13 protein-coding genes and 1 riboswitch are annotated in these 15,701 nt (G+C 68.7%); of the genes, 12 read left to right on the plus strand and 1 reads right to left on the minus strand.

Annotated elements, in window-relative coordinates:
- Positions 1-43: 43 nt before the first annotated feature.
- On the plus strand, positions 44-565 hold the full coding sequence (locus NWF24_RS12525) for a RidA family protein (protein WP_218132233.1): 522 nt from the start codon (positions 44-46) through the stop codon (positions 563-565).
- A 14-nt stretch (positions 566-579) separates the two neighbouring features.
- On the opposite strand, the gene NWF24_RS12530 is transcribed toward NWF24_RS12525, so the two are convergent.
- The gene (locus NWF24_RS12530; protein ID WP_258354437.1) at positions 580-2,298 is read right to left on the minus strand and encodes a ClcB-like voltage-gated chloride channel protein; all 1,719 of its coding nucleotides are present in this window, start codon (positions 2,296-2,298) and stop codon (positions 580-582) included.
- A gap of 55 nt (positions 2,299-2,353) precedes the next feature.
- Positions 2,354-2,613, plus strand: a riboswitch (cobalamin riboswitch).
- A gap of 92 nt (positions 2,614-2,705) precedes the next feature.
- On the opposite strand from NWF24_RS12530, the gene NWF24_RS12535 reads away from it, so the two are divergent.
- From NWF24_RS12535 to cobN, 11 genes are all read left to right on the plus strand, one after another.
- On the plus strand, positions 2,706-4,622 hold the full coding sequence (locus tag NWF24_RS12535; RefSeq protein ID WP_258354438.1) for a TonB-dependent receptor domain-containing protein: 1,917 nt from the start codon (positions 2,706-2,708) through the stop codon (positions 4,620-4,622).
- Positions 4,607-6,022 carry a cobyrinate a,c-diamide synthase gene (locus NWF24_RS12540; protein ID WP_258354439.1) on the plus strand — a complete coding sequence of 472 codons (1,416 nt, stop codon included), beginning with the start codon at positions 4,607-4,609 and terminating at the stop codon, positions 6,020-6,022. The genes NWF24_RS12535 and NWF24_RS12540 overlap by 16 nt, the downstream gene beginning before the upstream one ends.
- Positions 6,006-6,605 carry a bifunctional adenosylcobinamide kinase/adenosylcobinamide-phosphate guanylyltransferase gene (locus NWF24_RS12545; protein ID WP_258354440.1) on the plus strand — a complete coding sequence of 200 codons (600 nt, stop codon included), beginning with the start codon at positions 6,006-6,008 and terminating at the stop codon, positions 6,603-6,605. The genes NWF24_RS12540 and NWF24_RS12545 overlap by 17 nt, the downstream gene beginning before the upstream one ends.
- Complete coding sequence (locus NWF24_RS12550) at positions 6,602-7,480, plus strand: ABC transporter substrate-binding protein (RefSeq protein WP_258354441.1); 879 nt, start codon at positions 6,602-6,604, stop codon at positions 7,478-7,480. Before NWF24_RS12545 ends, NWF24_RS12550 begins: the two co-directional genes overlap by 4 nt.
- The gene (locus NWF24_RS12555; protein ID WP_258354442.1) at positions 7,477-8,502 is read left to right on the plus strand and encodes a FecCD family ABC transporter permease; all 1,026 of its coding nucleotides are present in this window, start codon (positions 7,477-7,479) and stop codon (positions 8,500-8,502) included. Before NWF24_RS12550 ends, NWF24_RS12555 begins: the two co-directional genes overlap by 4 nt.
- A complete protein-coding gene (locus NWF24_RS12560) occupies positions 8,499-9,287 on the plus strand; it encodes an ABC transporter ATP-binding protein (RefSeq protein ID WP_258354443.1) in 789 nt (262 codons plus the stop codon). Before NWF24_RS12555 ends, NWF24_RS12560 begins: the two co-directional genes overlap by 4 nt.
- A gap of 316 nt (positions 9,288-9,603) precedes the next feature.
- Entirely contained in the window at positions 9,604-10,173 is a 570-nt protein-coding gene (gene cobO, locus NWF24_RS12565; protein ID WP_258354444.1) for a cob(I)yrinic acid a,c-diamide adenosyltransferase, read from the plus strand.
- A gap of 5 nt (positions 10,174-10,178) precedes the next feature.
- Positions 10,179-10,862, plus strand: a complete 684-nt coding sequence (gene bluB, locus NWF24_RS12570; protein WP_258354445.1) for a 5,6-dimethylbenzimidazole synthase — start codon at positions 10,179-10,181, stop codon at positions 10,860-10,862.
- Positions 10,862-11,335, plus strand: a complete 474-nt coding sequence (locus NWF24_RS12575; RefSeq protein ID WP_258354446.1) for a MotA/TolQ/ExbB proton channel family protein — start codon at positions 10,862-10,864, stop codon at positions 11,333-11,335. The genes bluB and NWF24_RS12575 overlap by 1 nt, the downstream gene beginning before the upstream one ends.
- Positions 11,332-11,685 (plus strand): DUF2149 domain-containing protein, encoded by a 354-nt coding sequence (locus tag NWF24_RS12580; protein ID WP_258354447.1) that lies wholly within the window; start codon positions 11,332-11,334, stop codon positions 11,683-11,685. Before NWF24_RS12575 ends, NWF24_RS12580 begins: the two co-directional genes overlap by 4 nt.
- On the plus strand, positions 11,682-15,683 hold the full coding sequence (cobN, locus tag NWF24_RS12585) for a cobaltochelatase subunit CobN (RefSeq protein ID WP_258354448.1): 4,002 nt from the start codon (positions 11,682-11,684) through the stop codon (positions 15,681-15,683). Before NWF24_RS12580 ends, cobN begins: the two co-directional genes overlap by 4 nt.
- The last annotated feature ends 18 nt before the right edge of the window (positions 15,684-15,701 follow it).

Genomic DNA, 15,701 nt, shown 5'->3' on the forward strand with positions numbered 1-15,701 from the left:
GGCAGACCTTTCATTCATCCATCCCAGCAGAGAGACAACACGCATGACCATGACCTCCATCACGAAGAAGCTGGCGCTCGTCGCCGCACTGCTCGCAGCCGGCACCGGCGCCGCCCATGCGGCCGATGAAATCATTCGCCACCGCATTCCGAACTCCACCTTCCCGATCTCGGCGGCGGTGGAGGTGCCGTCTTCGTTCACCAACGTCTACCTCTCGGGCCAGGTGCCGCCGCTGCAGGACGCGACCGCGCCCAAGAACAGCGCGGCGGCCTATGGCGGCGACACCAAGGGCCAGACCGTCGGCGTGCTCAAGGCCATCGAGAAGAGCCTCACAGGCCTGGGCCTGACGATGGGCGACGTGGTGAAGATGCAGGTGTTTCTCGTCGGCGATCCGGCCAAGGACAACAAGATGGATTTCGCCGGCTTCATGGAGGGCTACACCCAGTTCTTCGGCACCACCGCGCAGCCCCGGCTACCGGTGCGCTCAGCGATGCAGGTGGCGGCGCTCGCCAACCCGGCCTACCTGGTCGAGATCGAGGTGATGGCGGTGCGTCCCGCCAAGTAAAAAGCAGTGCTGCGCTACTCGCTCAGCCGCACATAGGTGGCGAGCAGCGCGCTCTTGGCGACAACGCCCAGCAGCGCGGGGTTGTCGGCGCTCTCGATCACCGGCAGCCGTTCGCCCAGGTGATCGAGAAAGCGCTGCAGTGCCTCGCTCAGACCGGTGTCGGCGGTGATCGGCTGGATGGTCTGCGAGAGCAGGGCGCCCGCGGTCGTTTCCGCTGGCGCCGTGCCGAGCGCCGAAAGCGGCACCACGCCGAGGTAGCGGTTTCCTGCGTCCACCACGTACAGGTACTTCACCGGGTGCTGCAGGAAGAGCCTGCTCATCGCTTCGCGGTCCGCCTCCGGGCCAACCACCGTTTCGGCAGGCTGAACCAGGTCGCGCATGTGCAACCCGCGCAGGCGCATCTGCGTGTCCCGCTGCTCGTTGCGGTGTAGGGTGATCTCGTACATCGAGCCGGCATTCGCCGAGCGCGCGACGAAATAAGCGATGACGCTTGCCGCCATCAGCGGCAGCATGACCTGGTAGCTCAGCGTCATCTCGAAGATCATCAGGATCGCCATGAGCGGCGCCTGCGTCGCGCCCGCCAGGAACGCGCCCATGCCGACGATGGCATAGGCGAACGGCGCCGAGGTGGCCGCCGGCCACAGTGCCTGCACGCCAAGGCCGAACAGCGCGCCGACCATGCAGCCGAAGAACAGCGCCGGCGTGAACACACCGCCCACCGCGCCCGAGCCGGCCGTGGCCATCGTGGCGACCGCCTTGGCGACCAGCACCATCGCGATCAGCGTCCACGGCCAGGGCGTGTGCAGCACCGAATTGACCACGCTGTAGCCGTTGCCCCAGACCTCCGGCATGGGCACCGACACGGCGCCCATCACAAGCCCGCCCAATGCCATCCGCAATGGCAGCGCAACCGGCAAGCGCGAGAACAGCGCGCGGCTGCCCTGCAGCGCGCGCAGGAAGCCGACCGCCGCAAAGCCCAGCAGCACGCCGAGCACGCAGAACAGCACGACCTCGGTGCCATGAATCTCCGGGAACGCCGGCATCCTGTACGGTGGCTGGTAGCCGGGCAGGGCCCGCATGGCCACATTGGCGACCACCGACGCGATGATGATCGGCCCCACGCTCTCCATCGCGATCGAGCCCAGCACGATCTCGGCGACGAAGAAGGCGCCGGCAATGGGCGCGTTGTAGGCAGCGGTCAGGCCGGCCGCCGCGCCGCAGGCCACCAGCAGCCGCAGCCGCTCGACCGGAAAGCGGAACACCCGCCCCAGCAGAGACGACGTCAGCGCCGCCAGCTGCACCATCGAGCCCTCGCGCCCGATGGAGCCGCCGGTGCCGATGCTCACCAGCGACGATGCGCTGCGCACCAGTGTCTGAACCACTGGAATGCGCCCGTTGCCGAGCACGATGGCTTCCATGTAGTCGGAGGCGGCGCTGCGCAAGGCGACGCGTTTCGCCAGCACCAGCAGGCCGCCGGCCACCAGTCCACCCAGCGTGGGGCAGGCGATGCGCGCCCACCATGGCAGGTGCTTCGCCATGGCCACCAGCCCTTCTCCCGGGCCGAGCACCAGGTGCTCGAAGTGGTAGAGCGCCGAGCGGAAGAGTTCGGTGGCCAGCGTGCCGAGCAAACCGGCCACGATGGCCCACAGCAGCATCGACTGCCAGCCCGAGACACCGAAGACACGCTGCAGCGCCGAACGAAGATTGAGGAATACCGAGGCGGGCCGCATCATGGCCGTCGATGTTAGCGGCGTCGCAACTTTCGACTTAAGCGGCGTCCGGCAGGGCCTAAAATCCCGCCCGTTGGTGCTCGCGGCGTGGTTCGCACGGCGCAGTTCAACGGGAAGCAGGAGTGGAAGCCCCCGACCTCATCAGGACGGAACAAGGCCGAAGCCGCCTGCGCTGCCCCCGCAACGGTCAAGCAGACGGCGCCGCAAGGCGCCAACCCCTTTCCATCGAAGCCACTGGGCGCCCTGAAACAGGCGCCTGGGAAGGCGAAGAGGGGCCTTTCTGCCAGCCCGGATACCGGCCAACAAGGCGGCTGCCGCATGCGCGATTTGATCTGTGCATGGGGCGGCCATGGCGCCCAGGCGCTGGCGGGGAGGCCGGCGAGGGGTATTGACGTTCGTTCGGCTCATTCATGATTTCCCACGTTTGCTTTTCTCGCGGCCGCGCTCCTGCGCGCCGTCTCCGCCACGCCTGCCTGCCGCTGGCGCTGGCTTCCGCCTTCGGTGGCCTGGCCCATGCACAAGACGCCCCCACGCTAGGCGAAACGGTAGTCACGGCCAACCGCACGCCGCAGGCGCTGTCGGACCTGGTGGGCGACGTGTCCATCATCGACCGCAAGACCATCGAGCGCAGCGGTGCGACCGGCGTGGCCGACGTGCTGGCGCGCCTGCCCGGCATCGAGATCTCGCGCAGCGGCGGCGTGGGCAACACCACCAGCCTGTTCATCCGCGGCGCCGAAACGCGCTTCACGGCCGTGTACCTCGACGGCGTGCGCATCGACTCGCAATCGACCGGCGGCGCCGGTTGGGAAGGCATTCCGCTCTCGCAGATCGACCGCATCGAAGTGCTGCGCGGCCCGGCCGCCGCGGTGTATGGCTCCGACGCCGTGGGCGGCGTGATCCAGCTCTTCACCAAGCGTGGCGAAGAGGGCGTGTCGCCTTACGCCGGCATCGGCTTCGGCAGCAAGGGCCTGCGCAAGATCGAAGGCGGCGTGAGCGGCAAGTCGGGCCTGTTCGACTATTCGTTCGGTGTGGCGCACGAGGAAAGCAAGGGCTACAACGTGCAGCCCGCAAGCAAGCGCAACGTGGTGAAAGACGGCTACACCAGCCCCGACCGCGACGGCTACAACAGCACCTCGGGCAACGTGAAGCTGGGCTTCCAGATCACGCCCGACCAGCGCCTGGAGGCCACGCTGCTCACCAGCGAAATCAAGGCCGGCTACGACGCCACGGTCTCCTACAGGACCAAGCCGCCGATCCTGTTCCGCGACGACGTGTCGAACAACACGCTGCGCACCGCCGGCCTGACCTGGTCGGCCAAGTGGAACGACATCTACAGCACCCGCGTGCAGGTGACCGATTCGCAGTCGGTCTACAAGACGCAGCCTTCGTTCTACCGCACCGAGACCAACCTGCGCGGCTACCTGTTCCAGAACGAGTTCCGCTTCGGCCCGCACCTGGTGACGGCCACCCTCGAGCGCCGCGAAGATGCGCTCGAAAACGCACCTACCACCTCGTCGAAGCTGCTGTCGCGCGACCGTTCGCAGGACGCGATTTCGCTCGGCTACGGCTTCGTGCAGGGCCCGCATTCGCTGCAACTGCACGTGCGCCACGACAGGGACAGCGAGTTCGGCGGCAAGACGACGGGCAGCGCGGCCTATGGCTATGCCATCACCCCGTCGCTGCGCTTCACGGCATCGGCCGGCACCGCCTTCCGCGTGCCCACGCTGTACCAGCGCTTCAGCGAATACGGTGTGTCCACCCTGCAACCCGAAAGCAGCCAGAACGTCGAGCTGGGCATGAACTACGCCAAGGACGGCACCACCGCCGGCATCGTGGTGTATCGCAACCGCGTGCGCAACCTCATCAACTTCGTCGGCACCGCCAAGGGCTGTGCCTCGATGTTCGGCTGCTACACCAACGTGAACCGTGCCACCCTGCAGGGCGCCACGCTGTCGGCCAGCCAGCGCCTGGGCGACGTCACGCTGCGTGCCTCGCTCGACGTGCAGGACCCGAAGGACGCCGACACCGGCAACCTGCTCGCACGCCGCTCCAAGCGCCATGGCACCCTGGGCGCCGACTGGCGCATCGCCGGCTGGACGCTGGGCGCCGAAGTGCAGTCCTCGAGCAAGCGTTATGACGATTCGGCCAACACGATCAAGCTCGGCGGCTACACCGTGCTGAACCTGTCGGCCAGCACGCAGATCACGCGCGACCTCAACCTCGTGGCCCGCGTCGACAATGTGGGCAACAAGGACTACCAGTTCGCGCGGCTGTATGCCAATGCCGGCCGCACCGCGTACGTCGGTCTCAAGTGGACGCCTCACTAAGCCAAGCTCCCCAACCAGGCGACACCGCCGGTGCCGCGGCAGCCTCGTGCGCCGCGGTGCTGGTGGCTGCCCCGGCTTCGGGGCAGGGCAAGACCACCGTTGCGGCGGCGCTCGCGCGGTTGCATGCGCGCCAGGGCCGGCGCGTGCGCGCCTTCAAGTGCGGGCCCGACTTTCTCGACCCGCACTGGCTGGCGCTGGCCACCGGCGCGCCGGTGCATTCGCTCGACCTCTGGATGACTGGCGAGGCCGATTGCCGGGCGCGCCTGCGCGCCGCGGCGGCCGAGTGCGACTTGCTGATCGTCGAAGGCGTGATGGGCCTGTTCGACGGCACGCCAAGCGCGGCCGACCTGGCCGAGCGCTTCGGCCTGCCGGTGCTGGCGGTGATCGACGCGCACGCCATGGCGGGCACCTTCGGCGCGCTGGCCTACGGGCTGCAGAACTTCCGGCCCGGCTTGCCATGGGCTGGCGTGCTGGCGAACCGCGTGGCCAGCGAAAGGCATGCGGGCATGCTGAAGGACGCGCTGCGCGAGCCTTCGCAATGGCTAGGCGCCTTGCCGCGCGACGCGGGGTTCACGTTGCCCGAGCGGCATCTGGGGCTCGTGGCCGCCACCGAGCTCGGTGATGCGATGGCGCGTCTCGACGCGGCGGCCGATGTGCTGGCCGCCACGCCGCTTGGCCAGATGCAGGTCGGCCAATTGCCGCAGGTGCGTTTCGAGGCACCCGTATCCGACGAGGCAGAAGCCGTGCCGCCGCTGCTCGCTGGCAACACCATCGCCATTGCGCGCGATGCCGCCTTCTCGTTTATCTATCCCGCGAACCTCGACGTGCTCACGGCACTGGGGGCGCGGCTGTCCTTTTTCTCGCCGCTTGCGGGCGATGCCCTGCCTGCTTGCGACGCGGTCTGGCTACCTGGCGGCTACCCCGAACTGCACGCCGAAGCACTGGCCGCCTGCGCGCCGATGCGCGAATCGCTCGCCGCGCACGCCGCTGCGGGCAAGCCGGTCTGGGCCGAGTGCGGCGGCATGATGGCGCTGTTCGACGAACTGGCCACGCAAGACGACGCGCAGGTTCACCGCCTCTGGGGCCTGCTGCCGGGCCGCGTGACCATGCAGAAGCGGCTCGCCGGCCTCGGCCCGCAACAGCTCACCCTCGGCAGCCACACCCTGCGTGGACACACCTTCCACTATTCGCGCTGCGAAACGCCGCTCGCGCCCGCCGCGCTCACCGCCCGGCCCGGCGCGACGCAGCCCGTGGGCGCACGCGGCGGCGAGGCGCTGTACGTGCACGGCCCGGTGCGCGCGAGCTATTTCCATGCGTGGTTTGCCTCCAGCCCGCAAGCCACGGCCCGCCTTTTCGGCGCCATGCCCATCGAGTTGGAGAGCCATGCCGCAATCGAATAAGCCGAAGACCGTCGAGCACGAGTTCATCCTGGGCGGCCAGAAGAGCGGCAAGTCGCGCCGCGCCGAGCAGCGCGCGATCGACTGGTTCGCGGCCGATCCCCGCACGCATCGCGCGGTGCTGATCGCCACCGCGCAGGCCTACGACGACGAGATGCTGGAGCGCATCGTGCGCCACCAGGCCGATCGTGCCGAACGCGTGCCCGGCATGCGCACCATCGAGGAGCCAGTCGAGCTCGCGCGCGCCATCGTCACGCAGAGTACGCCCGAGACGCTGGTGGTGGTCGACTGCCTCACGCTGTGGCTTACCAACCTGCTGATGCCCTTGCACTCCGAAGACGCCCGCCCCGTGACGCGCACCCCGGCCACGCACATCGCCATGCTGCTGGTCGCACTGCGTGAGGCGCGCGGACCGGTGGTGCTGGTCGGCAACGAGATCGGCCTGGGCGTGATCCCGCTGGGCCGCGAGACGCGCGCCTTCGTCGACGCGCTCGGCCGGCTGAACCAGGACGTGGCCGCCGCCTGCGGCCGCGTCACCCTGATGGCCGCAGGCCTGCCGCTGAGCCTGAAAGCGCCTGCTGCATGAAGAAGAAAAAGACGATCCGCACTTCGCTGGCTGCCCTCGGCCTGGCCCTGTTCGCGCTGGCCGCGCATGCATTTGACGTGGTCGACGAGCGCGGCGTGACCGTGAGCCTGCCGCAGCCACCGCAGCGCATCGTCACGCTGCTGCCATCGCTCACAGAATCGGTCTGCGCGCTCGGCGCCTGCAACCGGCTGGTGGGCGTCGATCGCTATTCCAACTCGCCCGAACAGGTGAAGGTGCTGCCGCAGCTCGGCGGCGGGATCGACCCGAACGTCGAGGCCATCGTCGCGCTCAAGCCCGACGCGGTGCTGCTTGCCAAGTCGTCGCGCGTCACGCAGCGGCTCGAGGCGCTGGGCCTGAAGGTGCTGGTGCTTGAACCCAAGAGCCATGCTGACGTGCAGCGCGTGCTCGACAAGCTCGACCAGGTGCTCGGCACGCACGAAGCGCCGAAGGTCTGGCGCGTGATCGATGCCAGCGTCTCGGCCGCCGCGCAGTCGGTGCCTGCGAGCGCCAAGGGCACGCGCGTGTACTTCGAAGTGAACAGCGCGCCGTACGCGGCGGGCGAGTCGTCGTTCATCGGCGAAACGCTCACGCGGCTCGGAATGAGGAACATCGTGCCGGCTTCGCTCGGCCCGTTCCCCAAGCTCAACCCCGAATATGTGGTGCGCGCGAACCCCGACCTCATCATGGTCAGCGTTCGCAGCGCGCAGGGGCTGGAGCAGCGCCCCGGCTGGGCCGGCATCCGCGCGGTGCGTGAAGGCCGCATCTGCCGCTTCAGCGCGGAACAGTCCGACGTGCTCGTGCGCCCCGGCCCACGCATGGACGAGGCCGCGCGCCTGATGGCGCAGTGCCTTGCCGACAAGGGAGGCAAGCGGTGAACGCAGCGCGAAGGCACGCGGTCCATCTGCGCCGCGTCTTGCTGCTCGGCGCCGGCCTGCTGGTGGCGGGCGCCGCGCTGATGGTGCTGGGCCTGGGCATCGGCAGCACCGGCTTTGAGAGCCTGCTCGCGGCGCGGCACGACCCGGTGGCGCTGCAGATCGTGTGGGAAATCCGCCTGCCGCGCACGCTGGGCGCATGGCTGGCCGGCGCGCTGCTGGGGCTGGCGGGCGCGGTGGCGCAGGGGCTGTTCCGCAATCCGCTGGCCGACCCGTACTTGCTGGGCAGCGCCTCGGGCGCCTCACTGGGCGTGGCACTGGCGCTGCTGATGTTCGGCGGCTCCGCCGCAAGTGCGCAGTGGGTGATGCGGCTCGGGCTCACCGGCGCGGCCTTTCTCGGCGCGGTGCTGGCGGTAATGCTCACGCTGATGCTGGCGCGAGGCGTGCAGCAGACGCTGCGGCTGTTGCTGGCCGGCGTGATCGTCGGCGTGGTGCTCGGCGCGGCGAAAGACCTCATCACCATCGCTTCGGCAGACATCCTGCAGGCCATCCAGGGCTTCATTCTCGGCAGCACCGGCCTTGTCGGCTGGAGCGCCTGCGCGGTGATGGCGATGGTCGGCGCGGTCTGCCTGCTGCTGGCCTGGGCGTTGGCGCCGGTGCTCGACGGGCTCGCGCTCGGTGAGGCCACGGCGCGCAGCCTCGGCCTGCCATTGGGCGCGATGCGCGCGGCGCTGGTCGTGGTGCTGGCACTGGCCACCGGCGCAGCCGTGGCGCAGACCGGGTTGATCGCCTTTGTCGGCCTCGCGGCGCCGCACCTCGTGCGCTCGGCCATCAAGACCACGCACGCGCGGCTGATCCTGCTGTCGGCGCTGATGGGCGGCCTGCTGCTGATGGCGGCCGACCTGCTGGCGCGCTGGCTGATCGCGCCGCAGGAACTGCCGGTGGGCGTGCTCACGGCCGTGCTGGGCGGCAGCTACCTGCTGTGGCTGATGCACCGGCGCGGCGCGCGGAGTGGCGTGGCATGAGCAGCCGGCAGAACAACACTCCAGCTCTCGAAGCACGCCGCGTAAGCGCCACGCTCGGCGCCACCGAGGTGCTGCACGACATCGATCTGGCGCTGTCGTCGGCCCGCTGGACCAGCATCGTCGGCCCGAACGGTGCGGGCAAGTCGACACTGCTGAAGGCGCTCGCGGGCCTGCTCGCGCACCGAGGCGAGGTGCGGCTCTTCGGCGAGGCGCAGAACAAGGTGCCGGCGCGCATCCGTGCCCAGCGCCTTTCCTGGCTCGGCCAGAGCGGCACGGGCGAGGGCAGCGCCGACGACCTGATGGTCTACGACGTCGCCATGCTCGGCCGCCTGCCGCACCAGCGCTGGCTGGCTGCCCCCAGCGAGGCTGACCGCGAGGCGGTGGAGCGCGCGCTGCGCAGCACCCAGGCCTGGGACTGGCGCGACCGACCGCTGGGCCAGCTCTCCGGCGGCGAACGTCAACGGGTGCTATTGGCGCGCGCGCTCGCGGTCGAGGCCGAACTGCTGCTGATGGACGAACCGCTTGCCAACCTCGACCCTCCGCATCAGGCCGACTGGATGCAGACCGCCCGCGCGCTCGTGGCTGAAGGCAAGACCGTGGTCAGCGTGTTGCACGAGCTGCCGATGGCGCTGGCGGCCGACGAACTTGTCGTGATGGATCGCGGGCGGGTGGTGCACCACGGCGGCTGCAGCGACCCCGCAACCCACGCCGCGCTGGAGCAGGTGTTCGACCATCGCATCCGGGTGCACCGGGTGGCTGAGCAATGGATTGCGCTGCCGTTATGAGATGCGCTGTGTTTTCGGTGCGTTGTTCGGGGCGCGCTCACGCCGACGGGGTACCTTGCTCCGCGAATGTCCCCCGGCCTGCGGCCTCCTCCTTTATTTCGCTGCGCAAGGCACCCCATCGGCGTGATCGTTCAGCGCCGTCGTTGATCGGCCGGCACAACAGCAGCGCTCATGTGCGAATGGCATCGGGTGCTCCCCGCAGCGAAATAAAGGAGGAGGCCGCAGGCCGGGGGACATTCGCGGAGGGGAGTACCCGGTGTCATTCGCACGCACCCCGAACAACAGAACACCTTCCGAGAACTGAACTGGAACCCCCATGCAAATAGAGACACCCCCCAGCGAAAAGCCGTACGAAAAACCCGAAGGCGAACGCCGAGGCCTCGTCATCGTCAACACAGGCGACGGCAAGGGCAAGAGCACCGCCGCCTTCGGCCTCGCGCTGCGCGCTCACGGCCGCGGTAAGGCCGTGAAGATCTACCAATTCATGAAGGTGCCGACCGCGCGCTTCGGCGAACACCGCATGTTCGAGCAGATCGGCATTCCGATCGAAGGGCTCGGCGACGGCTTCAGCTGGAAGAGCCAGGACCTCGAACGCTCCGGGCAACTGGCACGCGACGGCTGGGAGAAGGCCAAGGCCGCGATCCTGTCGGGCGAGTTCTTCCTGGTGGTGCTCGACGAGATCACCTATCCGCTGATCTACGGTTGGCTGCCTCTGGAAGGCGTGCTCGAAACGCTGCGCGCGCGGCCAAAGCACGTGCACGTGGTGCTCACCGGCCGGCGCTGCCCGCCCGAGATCATCGAGCTGGCCGACACGGTGACCGAGATGACGTTGATCAAGCACGCCTTCAAGGCCGGCATTCCTGCGCAACGCGGCATCGAAGACTGAGCGTGATGGCACATGCGTTCGCGGCCAACGAGGCGAGGGCGGTCTACCGCGCCATCCACGAGCGGCGCGATATGCGCCACTTCGCGGGTGGACAGGTCGCACCCGAGGTGCTGCGCCGGCTGCTCGATGCGGCGCACCACGCGCCCAGCGTCGGCTTCATGCAGCCGTGGCGCTTCATCCGCATTCGCGGCGAGGCGCTGCGCCAGCAACTGCACCGTGTCGTCGAGCAAGAGCGCGTGCTGACCGCTCGTGCACTCGGCGAGCGCGAGGACGAGTTCATGCGCCTGAAGGTGCAGGGCCTGCTCGACGCGGCTGAGCTGCTGGCAGTGACGCTGGCCGACGGCCGCGAGAAGCACGTGTTCGGTCGCCGCACGTTGCCGCAGATGGACCTGGCTTCGGCCTCCTGCGCCATCCAGAACCTCTGGCTCGCGGCGCGGGCCGAGGGGCTGGGCATGGGGTGGGTGTCGCTGTTCGATCCGGCCGAGGTGTCGGTGCTGCTCGGCCTGCCTGAAGGCGCGGAGCCTATCGCCTTGCTGTGCCTGGGGCCCGTGCACAGCTTTTACGAAGAACCGATGCTGCAGCGCGAACGCTGGGCGAAGCGCGAACCGCTTTCGTCGCTGGTGTTCGACGAGGGCTGGGGCCGGCCTTCGGACCTTTTCGACCATCCGTCTTCCGTGGAGCCCACCTGATGCTGGCTTTCGACACCGTTCTCTTCGAGCTTGCGCGCCTGTTCCTCTGGCCGGTGACGCTGGGCGTGCTGCTGTCCTTCGTCTATGCCGTGTACTGCCTCGGCGCGTTCGGCATCGAGTACCTGCAGCGCCACCGTGACCCCTCGCGCGCGCTGGTGCTGCAGGGCCATGCGCAGGCCAGCCAGGAGCAGATGGAGCTGGTCGTGCTCAAGCAGCTCGAAGGCGTACGCCTGTGCAGCCGTGTGGCGCCGATGCTGGGGCTGATCGCCACCATGATCCCGATGGGCCCCGCGCTCGTGGCCGTGGCCTCGGGCGAATCGCAGGGCGTGGCGCAGAGCCTGGCGCCCGCGTTCGCGAGCGTGATCGTCGCGCTGGCCTCGGCCTCGATCACCTTCGTGGTCTACACCGTGCGCCGCCGCTGGCTGATGCGTGAACTGGTGTCGGTGCTCGATGCTCGGGACCGGCTGTCATGAGCCGTCGCCAGTTCTCCATTCTGAGCAGCTTGGACAGCGATGACGACGATCCGGTGCTCTCGACGATCAACCTGATCGACGTGTTCATGGTCGTGATCGGCATGCTGATGATCGCGGTCATCAACAACCCGATGAATCCCTTTGCGCAGGACAAGGTGACGATCATCCGCAACGAGGGCCAGCCGAACATGGAGATCGTCACGCTCGAGGGCCGCAAGATCACGCGCTTCAAGGCCAGCGGCGCGACGGGGCAGGGCGACGGCGAGAAGGCTGGCACTGCCTGGCGGTTGAAAGACGGCACGATGGTCTATGTGCCGGCGGATGCGGTTCCGGCCCAGGGCGGGAAGTGACGCGGTTTTTCTTCTGGCTTCTGGTGGTGGTGCTGGGGTTTCTTGCGCCGGCACAGGCCCAGCCTGCGGGGGGGCGTGTCGTTGTGCTGAGCACCTCGCTGGTTTCGCCGGCGCGGGTGGTTCGATTGGAGGCTGCCGCGCGTGAAGCCGGGCTGCCGTTGCAGGTGGTGTCGGCGTCGCAGGACTCGCCCGAAGCGCTGGCCGCTGCGCTGGAAGGCGCGCGTTTGCTCGTCATCGATGCACCGCACATCAGCGTCGCGCAAGCTGCCGCGGCGCGCTTCGGCGACACGATCTTGCGCAGCACGGCGCCGTATGCGCTGATCGGCGAGTTCGCGCTGGTGGCCAAGGGGCAAGCCTCCACTGCCGTGCCGCTGGTGGCCGAGCGCGGCGTCGATGCCGCATGGGCGCAGCGCTTGCGTGAGTACTGGCGCTTCTCCGGCGCGGCCAATCTCGGCGCGGCGATGAAAGCCCTGGCACAGCCCGGCAAGCTCGACGGCCTGCCCGATCCCGTGCCACTGCCGCTGACCGGCCTCTATCACCCGGGCTGGCCCCGCATCGAGGCCGACATCGCGGCCATCGAGCGGTTGCCCGGCAGCAGCGGCACGGTCGCCATCGCCATCAACAGCGCCACCGTGACGAGCGACGACACCGGCTGGCTCGACACGCTGATCGCCTCGCTCGAACGGCGCGGCTTGCGCGCCTATGCCTTCTACGGCCCGCGCCAGCAGAAAGACCTGTTCTTCCGCATGACGCATGCCGGCGATCGGCGCGTGGTCGATGCGATCGTCAACGCCTCGCTCGTCTTCAGCCCGAACGAGCGCAAGGCCGAGCTCGAACGCATTGGCGTGCCGGTGCTGCAGACGTTGCCCTCGCTGGCCATGGACGCCACGCAATGGGCGCAAAGCAAAGACGGCCTCTCGCAAACCGACATCGCTGCCTACTACAGCCCGAGCGAGCTGGCCGGCATGACCGACCCGATGCTCGTGAGCGCGCGCGATGCGGCGGCCGGCACGCTGCAGCCGTTGCCCGCGCAGATCGATGCTGTGGCAGACAAGGCGGCTGCGTTGTTGCGGCTTCAACGCACGCCCGCCGCGGACCGCCGTGTGGCGATGCTGGTCTACAACTACCCACCGGGCGAAGCCAACTTCGGCGCATCGTTCCTCAACGTGCCGCGCAGCGTGAGCAGCATGCTCGCGGCAATGAAGTCCGCCGGCTACCGCACCGACCTGCCGGGCGCCGACGCGCTCATCGCGCAAGTGCAGGCGACGATGAGGGCCTACTACCCGACGGGGCAGGGCGACGAGCTGCAGCCGCTGCTCGACAAGGGCCTGGCCGATGCGATGCCGCTTTCGCGCTACCTCGCATGGTTCCGGTCGCTGCCGGTGGAAACGCAGCGCCGTATCGAAAGCTACTGGGGCCCGCCCGAGAAGTCGACCATGCTGCGCCCCGTCGCGGGTGAGCAAGCCTTCGTGATTCCGCGCGTGCAGTTCGGCAACGTTGTCGTGTTGCGCCAGCCGCCGCGCTTCGAGCCTGGCACGCAGGTGGCGAGCAAGGCTGAGCAGGTGTACCACCGCTCGGCTATTCCGCTGAGCCACGGCTACCTGGCTACCTACCTCTGGCTGCGCACGCAGTTCGGTGCGAGCGCGGTGGTGCACGTGGGCACGCACGGCACGGTCGAATGGTCTGCGGGCAAGGAGCGCGGCCTGTCGGTGCAGGACGACCCATTGCTCGCGCTCGGCGATCTGCCGAACGTCTACCCGTACATCATGGACAACCTCGGCGAGGCCACCACTGCCAAGCGCCGTGGCCGCGCGACCATGGTGAGCCATTCGACGCCGATGTTCGCGCCCGCCGGCTTTCGTCCCGGCGTGCAGGCCATGCACGAGCGCATGCACGACTGGGAGACGCTGTCGCCCGGCCCGGTGAAAACGGCGATGGAAAAGCAGCTGACGGCCGAGTTCGTGGAGCAGCACTACGACCGCGACCTGAATTGGACGCCCGCTCGGATTCGTGCGGACTTTGCCGGCTTCATCGCGGTGTTGCATCCGTACCTCGACGAACTCGCACAGACCGCGCAGCCGCTGGGCCTGGCGACCTTCGGGCAGGCTCCCGATGCGCAGCGCCGGCGCATGACGATCCTGCAGATTCTCGGCAGGCCTTTGGTCGAAGCGCTTGGCGAAGACATCGACGAGGCCTTTCTGATCGATGCGAAGAGCGTTGCCGGCTCGCGGCCCGCGCGCTGGGTCGAACTCGCGCTCAGCGATGCGCAGGCGGCGAGTGCCATGGGCAAGACCGCTGCCGACGTGCAGAGCCTGCTGTCGCTGGCCGAACGCGCGCAGAAGCTCGACGCGGTGCTTGCCCACAACGAAGAAATCGAAGGCCTGCTGACAGCCCTCGACGGCCGTTACCTGAAGTCGAGTTACGGCGGCGATCCGGTGCGCAACCCTGACAGCCTGCCGACCGGCCGCAATCTCTACGGATTCGACCCGAGCCGCGTGCCGACGCGCGCGGCCTGGGATACGGGCGTTGCCGCGATGGACGCCTGGATCGCCGAACACGCGAAGACCCATACCGGCAAGGCGCCAGAAAAGATCGCCTTCACGCTCTGGGCCGGCGAGGCCTCGCGCCACCAGGGCGTGCTTGAAAGCCAGGCCTTCTACGCCATGGGCGTGAAGCCGCGCTGGGACGAAGGCGGGCGCATGACGGGCATCGAGGTGATTCCAGCGTCGGCGTTGAAGCGGCCGCGCATGGACGTGCTGATCAGCGTCACTGGCTCTTACCGCGACCAGTTTCCCAATGTGATGCGCTGGCTCGACGAGGCGGTGCAGCAGGTGGCTGCCTTGCGAGAGCCCGGCAACGCCGTCGCGCAGCACAGCGAGGCGATGGCGCGCAAGCTGCGTTCGGAAGGTGCATCGGTGCAAGAGGCGCAACGCTGGTCGACAGCGCGCGTGTTCTCGAACGAGCAGGGCAGCTACGGCGCCGGGCTCGAGGAAGCCGCGCTCGCCAGCGATGCGTGGAAAAGCCAGCAACGCGGCGGCGGCGACGCGCAGATGGCGCAGCTCTACATGGACCGCATGGGTCACGCCTACGGCAAGGGCCTCGACGGCGCGGCACGGCCGGGCGCCTACGCGGGCAATCTCATGCAGGTCGATGCGGCGCTGATGGCGCGCAGCTCCAACCTGTACGGCGTGCTGACTAACGACGACCCGTTCCAGTACCTCGGCGGAATCGCACAGGCCGTGCGCCAGCTCACGGGCAAGGACCCGGCGCTGTACGTGCAGAACCTGCGCGACGGCAGTGCGGTGCGTACCGACACCGCAGCAGGCGCCATCGCACGCGAGATGCAGACCCGCTACCTGCATCCGCAGTGGATCGAAGCGCAGAAGGCCGAGGGCTACAGTGGCACGCTGCAGGTGCTGAAGACCGCGCAATTTCTCTGGGGCTGGCAGGTCACGGCGCCGCAGGCCGTGCGGCAGGACCAATGGCAGTCGCTGCACGATGTGTATGTGCGCGACAAGTACAAGCTGGGCACGCGCGAATGGCTGGAAGGCGACAACCGGGCTGCCTTCGCGCAGACGCTGGAGCGCATGCTCGACGCGGTGCGGCTGAATTACTGGAAGCCGGATGGCGCCACGCGGCGCGAACTGGCACGGGCCTATGCGGAAGCAGTGCGTGCGACCGGACTGCGCGAGCGGAATGCGGGTGTGCAGCGGCTCGCGCAGGCAGAGCTGTCGCCGCCTGCGCCTTCGCACCTGCCGCGCTCACCGGTCGAACCCGTGGTTGCGGCAGCGCCTGCGCCAGCTCCTACCCCGGCAGCCGAGCCAGCGCCGGACAGCCCCCAGCCCGTCAGCGGCCTCAAGCTCGAACCGACACCCGCTGACGCGCCATCGCCCAAGGCCGAAGCCATCGTCCTTCGGCTCTGGGTGGCGTTGGGGGCCGCGTTACTTGTTGCGCTTGGTGCCCTGATGCAGTGGCGCCGGGGCAGGGCGACTGCCTGATTCGCGAGAATGGCGGCT

The sequence above is a fragment of the Variovorax paradoxus genome (assembly GCF_024734665.1).
Taxonomy (GTDB): domain Bacteria; phylum Pseudomonadota; class Gammaproteobacteria; order Burkholderiales; family Burkholderiaceae_C; genus Variovorax.

Coding starts and splice junctions, on each gene's coding strand:
- NWF24_RS12525 (WP_218132233.1), top strand. CDS start 44: ATGACCATGACCTCCATCACGAAGAAGCTGGCGCTCGTCGCCGCACTG.
- NWF24_RS12530 (WP_258354437.1), bottom strand. CDS start 2,298: ATGATGCGGCCCGCCTCGGTATTCCTCAATCTTCGTTCGGCGCTGCAG.
- NWF24_RS12535 (WP_258354438.1), top strand. CDS start 2,706: ATGATTTCCCACGTTTGCTTTTCTCGCGGCCGCGCTCCTGCGCGCCGT.
- NWF24_RS12545 (WP_258354440.1), top strand. CDS start 6,006: ATGCCGCAATCGAATAAGCCGAAGACCGTCGAGCACGAGTTCATCCTG.
- NWF24_RS12550 (WP_258354441.1), top strand. CDS start 6,602: ATGAAGAAGAAAAAGACGATCCGCACTTCGCTGGCTGCCCTCGGCCTG.
- NWF24_RS12560 (WP_258354443.1), top strand. CDS start 8,499: ATGAGCAGCCGGCAGAACAACACTCCAGCTCTCGAAGCACGCCGCGTA.
- cobO (WP_258354444.1), top strand. CDS start 9,604: ATGCAAATAGAGACACCCCCCAGCGAAAAGCCGTACGAAAAACCCGAA.
- bluB (WP_258354445.1), top strand. CDS start 10,179: ATGGCACATGCGTTCGCGGCCAACGAGGCGAGGGCGGTCTACCGCGCC.
- NWF24_RS12575 (WP_258354446.1), top strand. CDS start 10,862: ATGCTGGCTTTCGACACCGTTCTCTTCGAGCTTGCGCGCCTGTTCCTC.
- NWF24_RS12580 (WP_258354447.1), top strand. CDS start 11,332: ATGAGCCGTCGCCAGTTCTCCATTCTGAGCAGCTTGGACAGCGATGAC.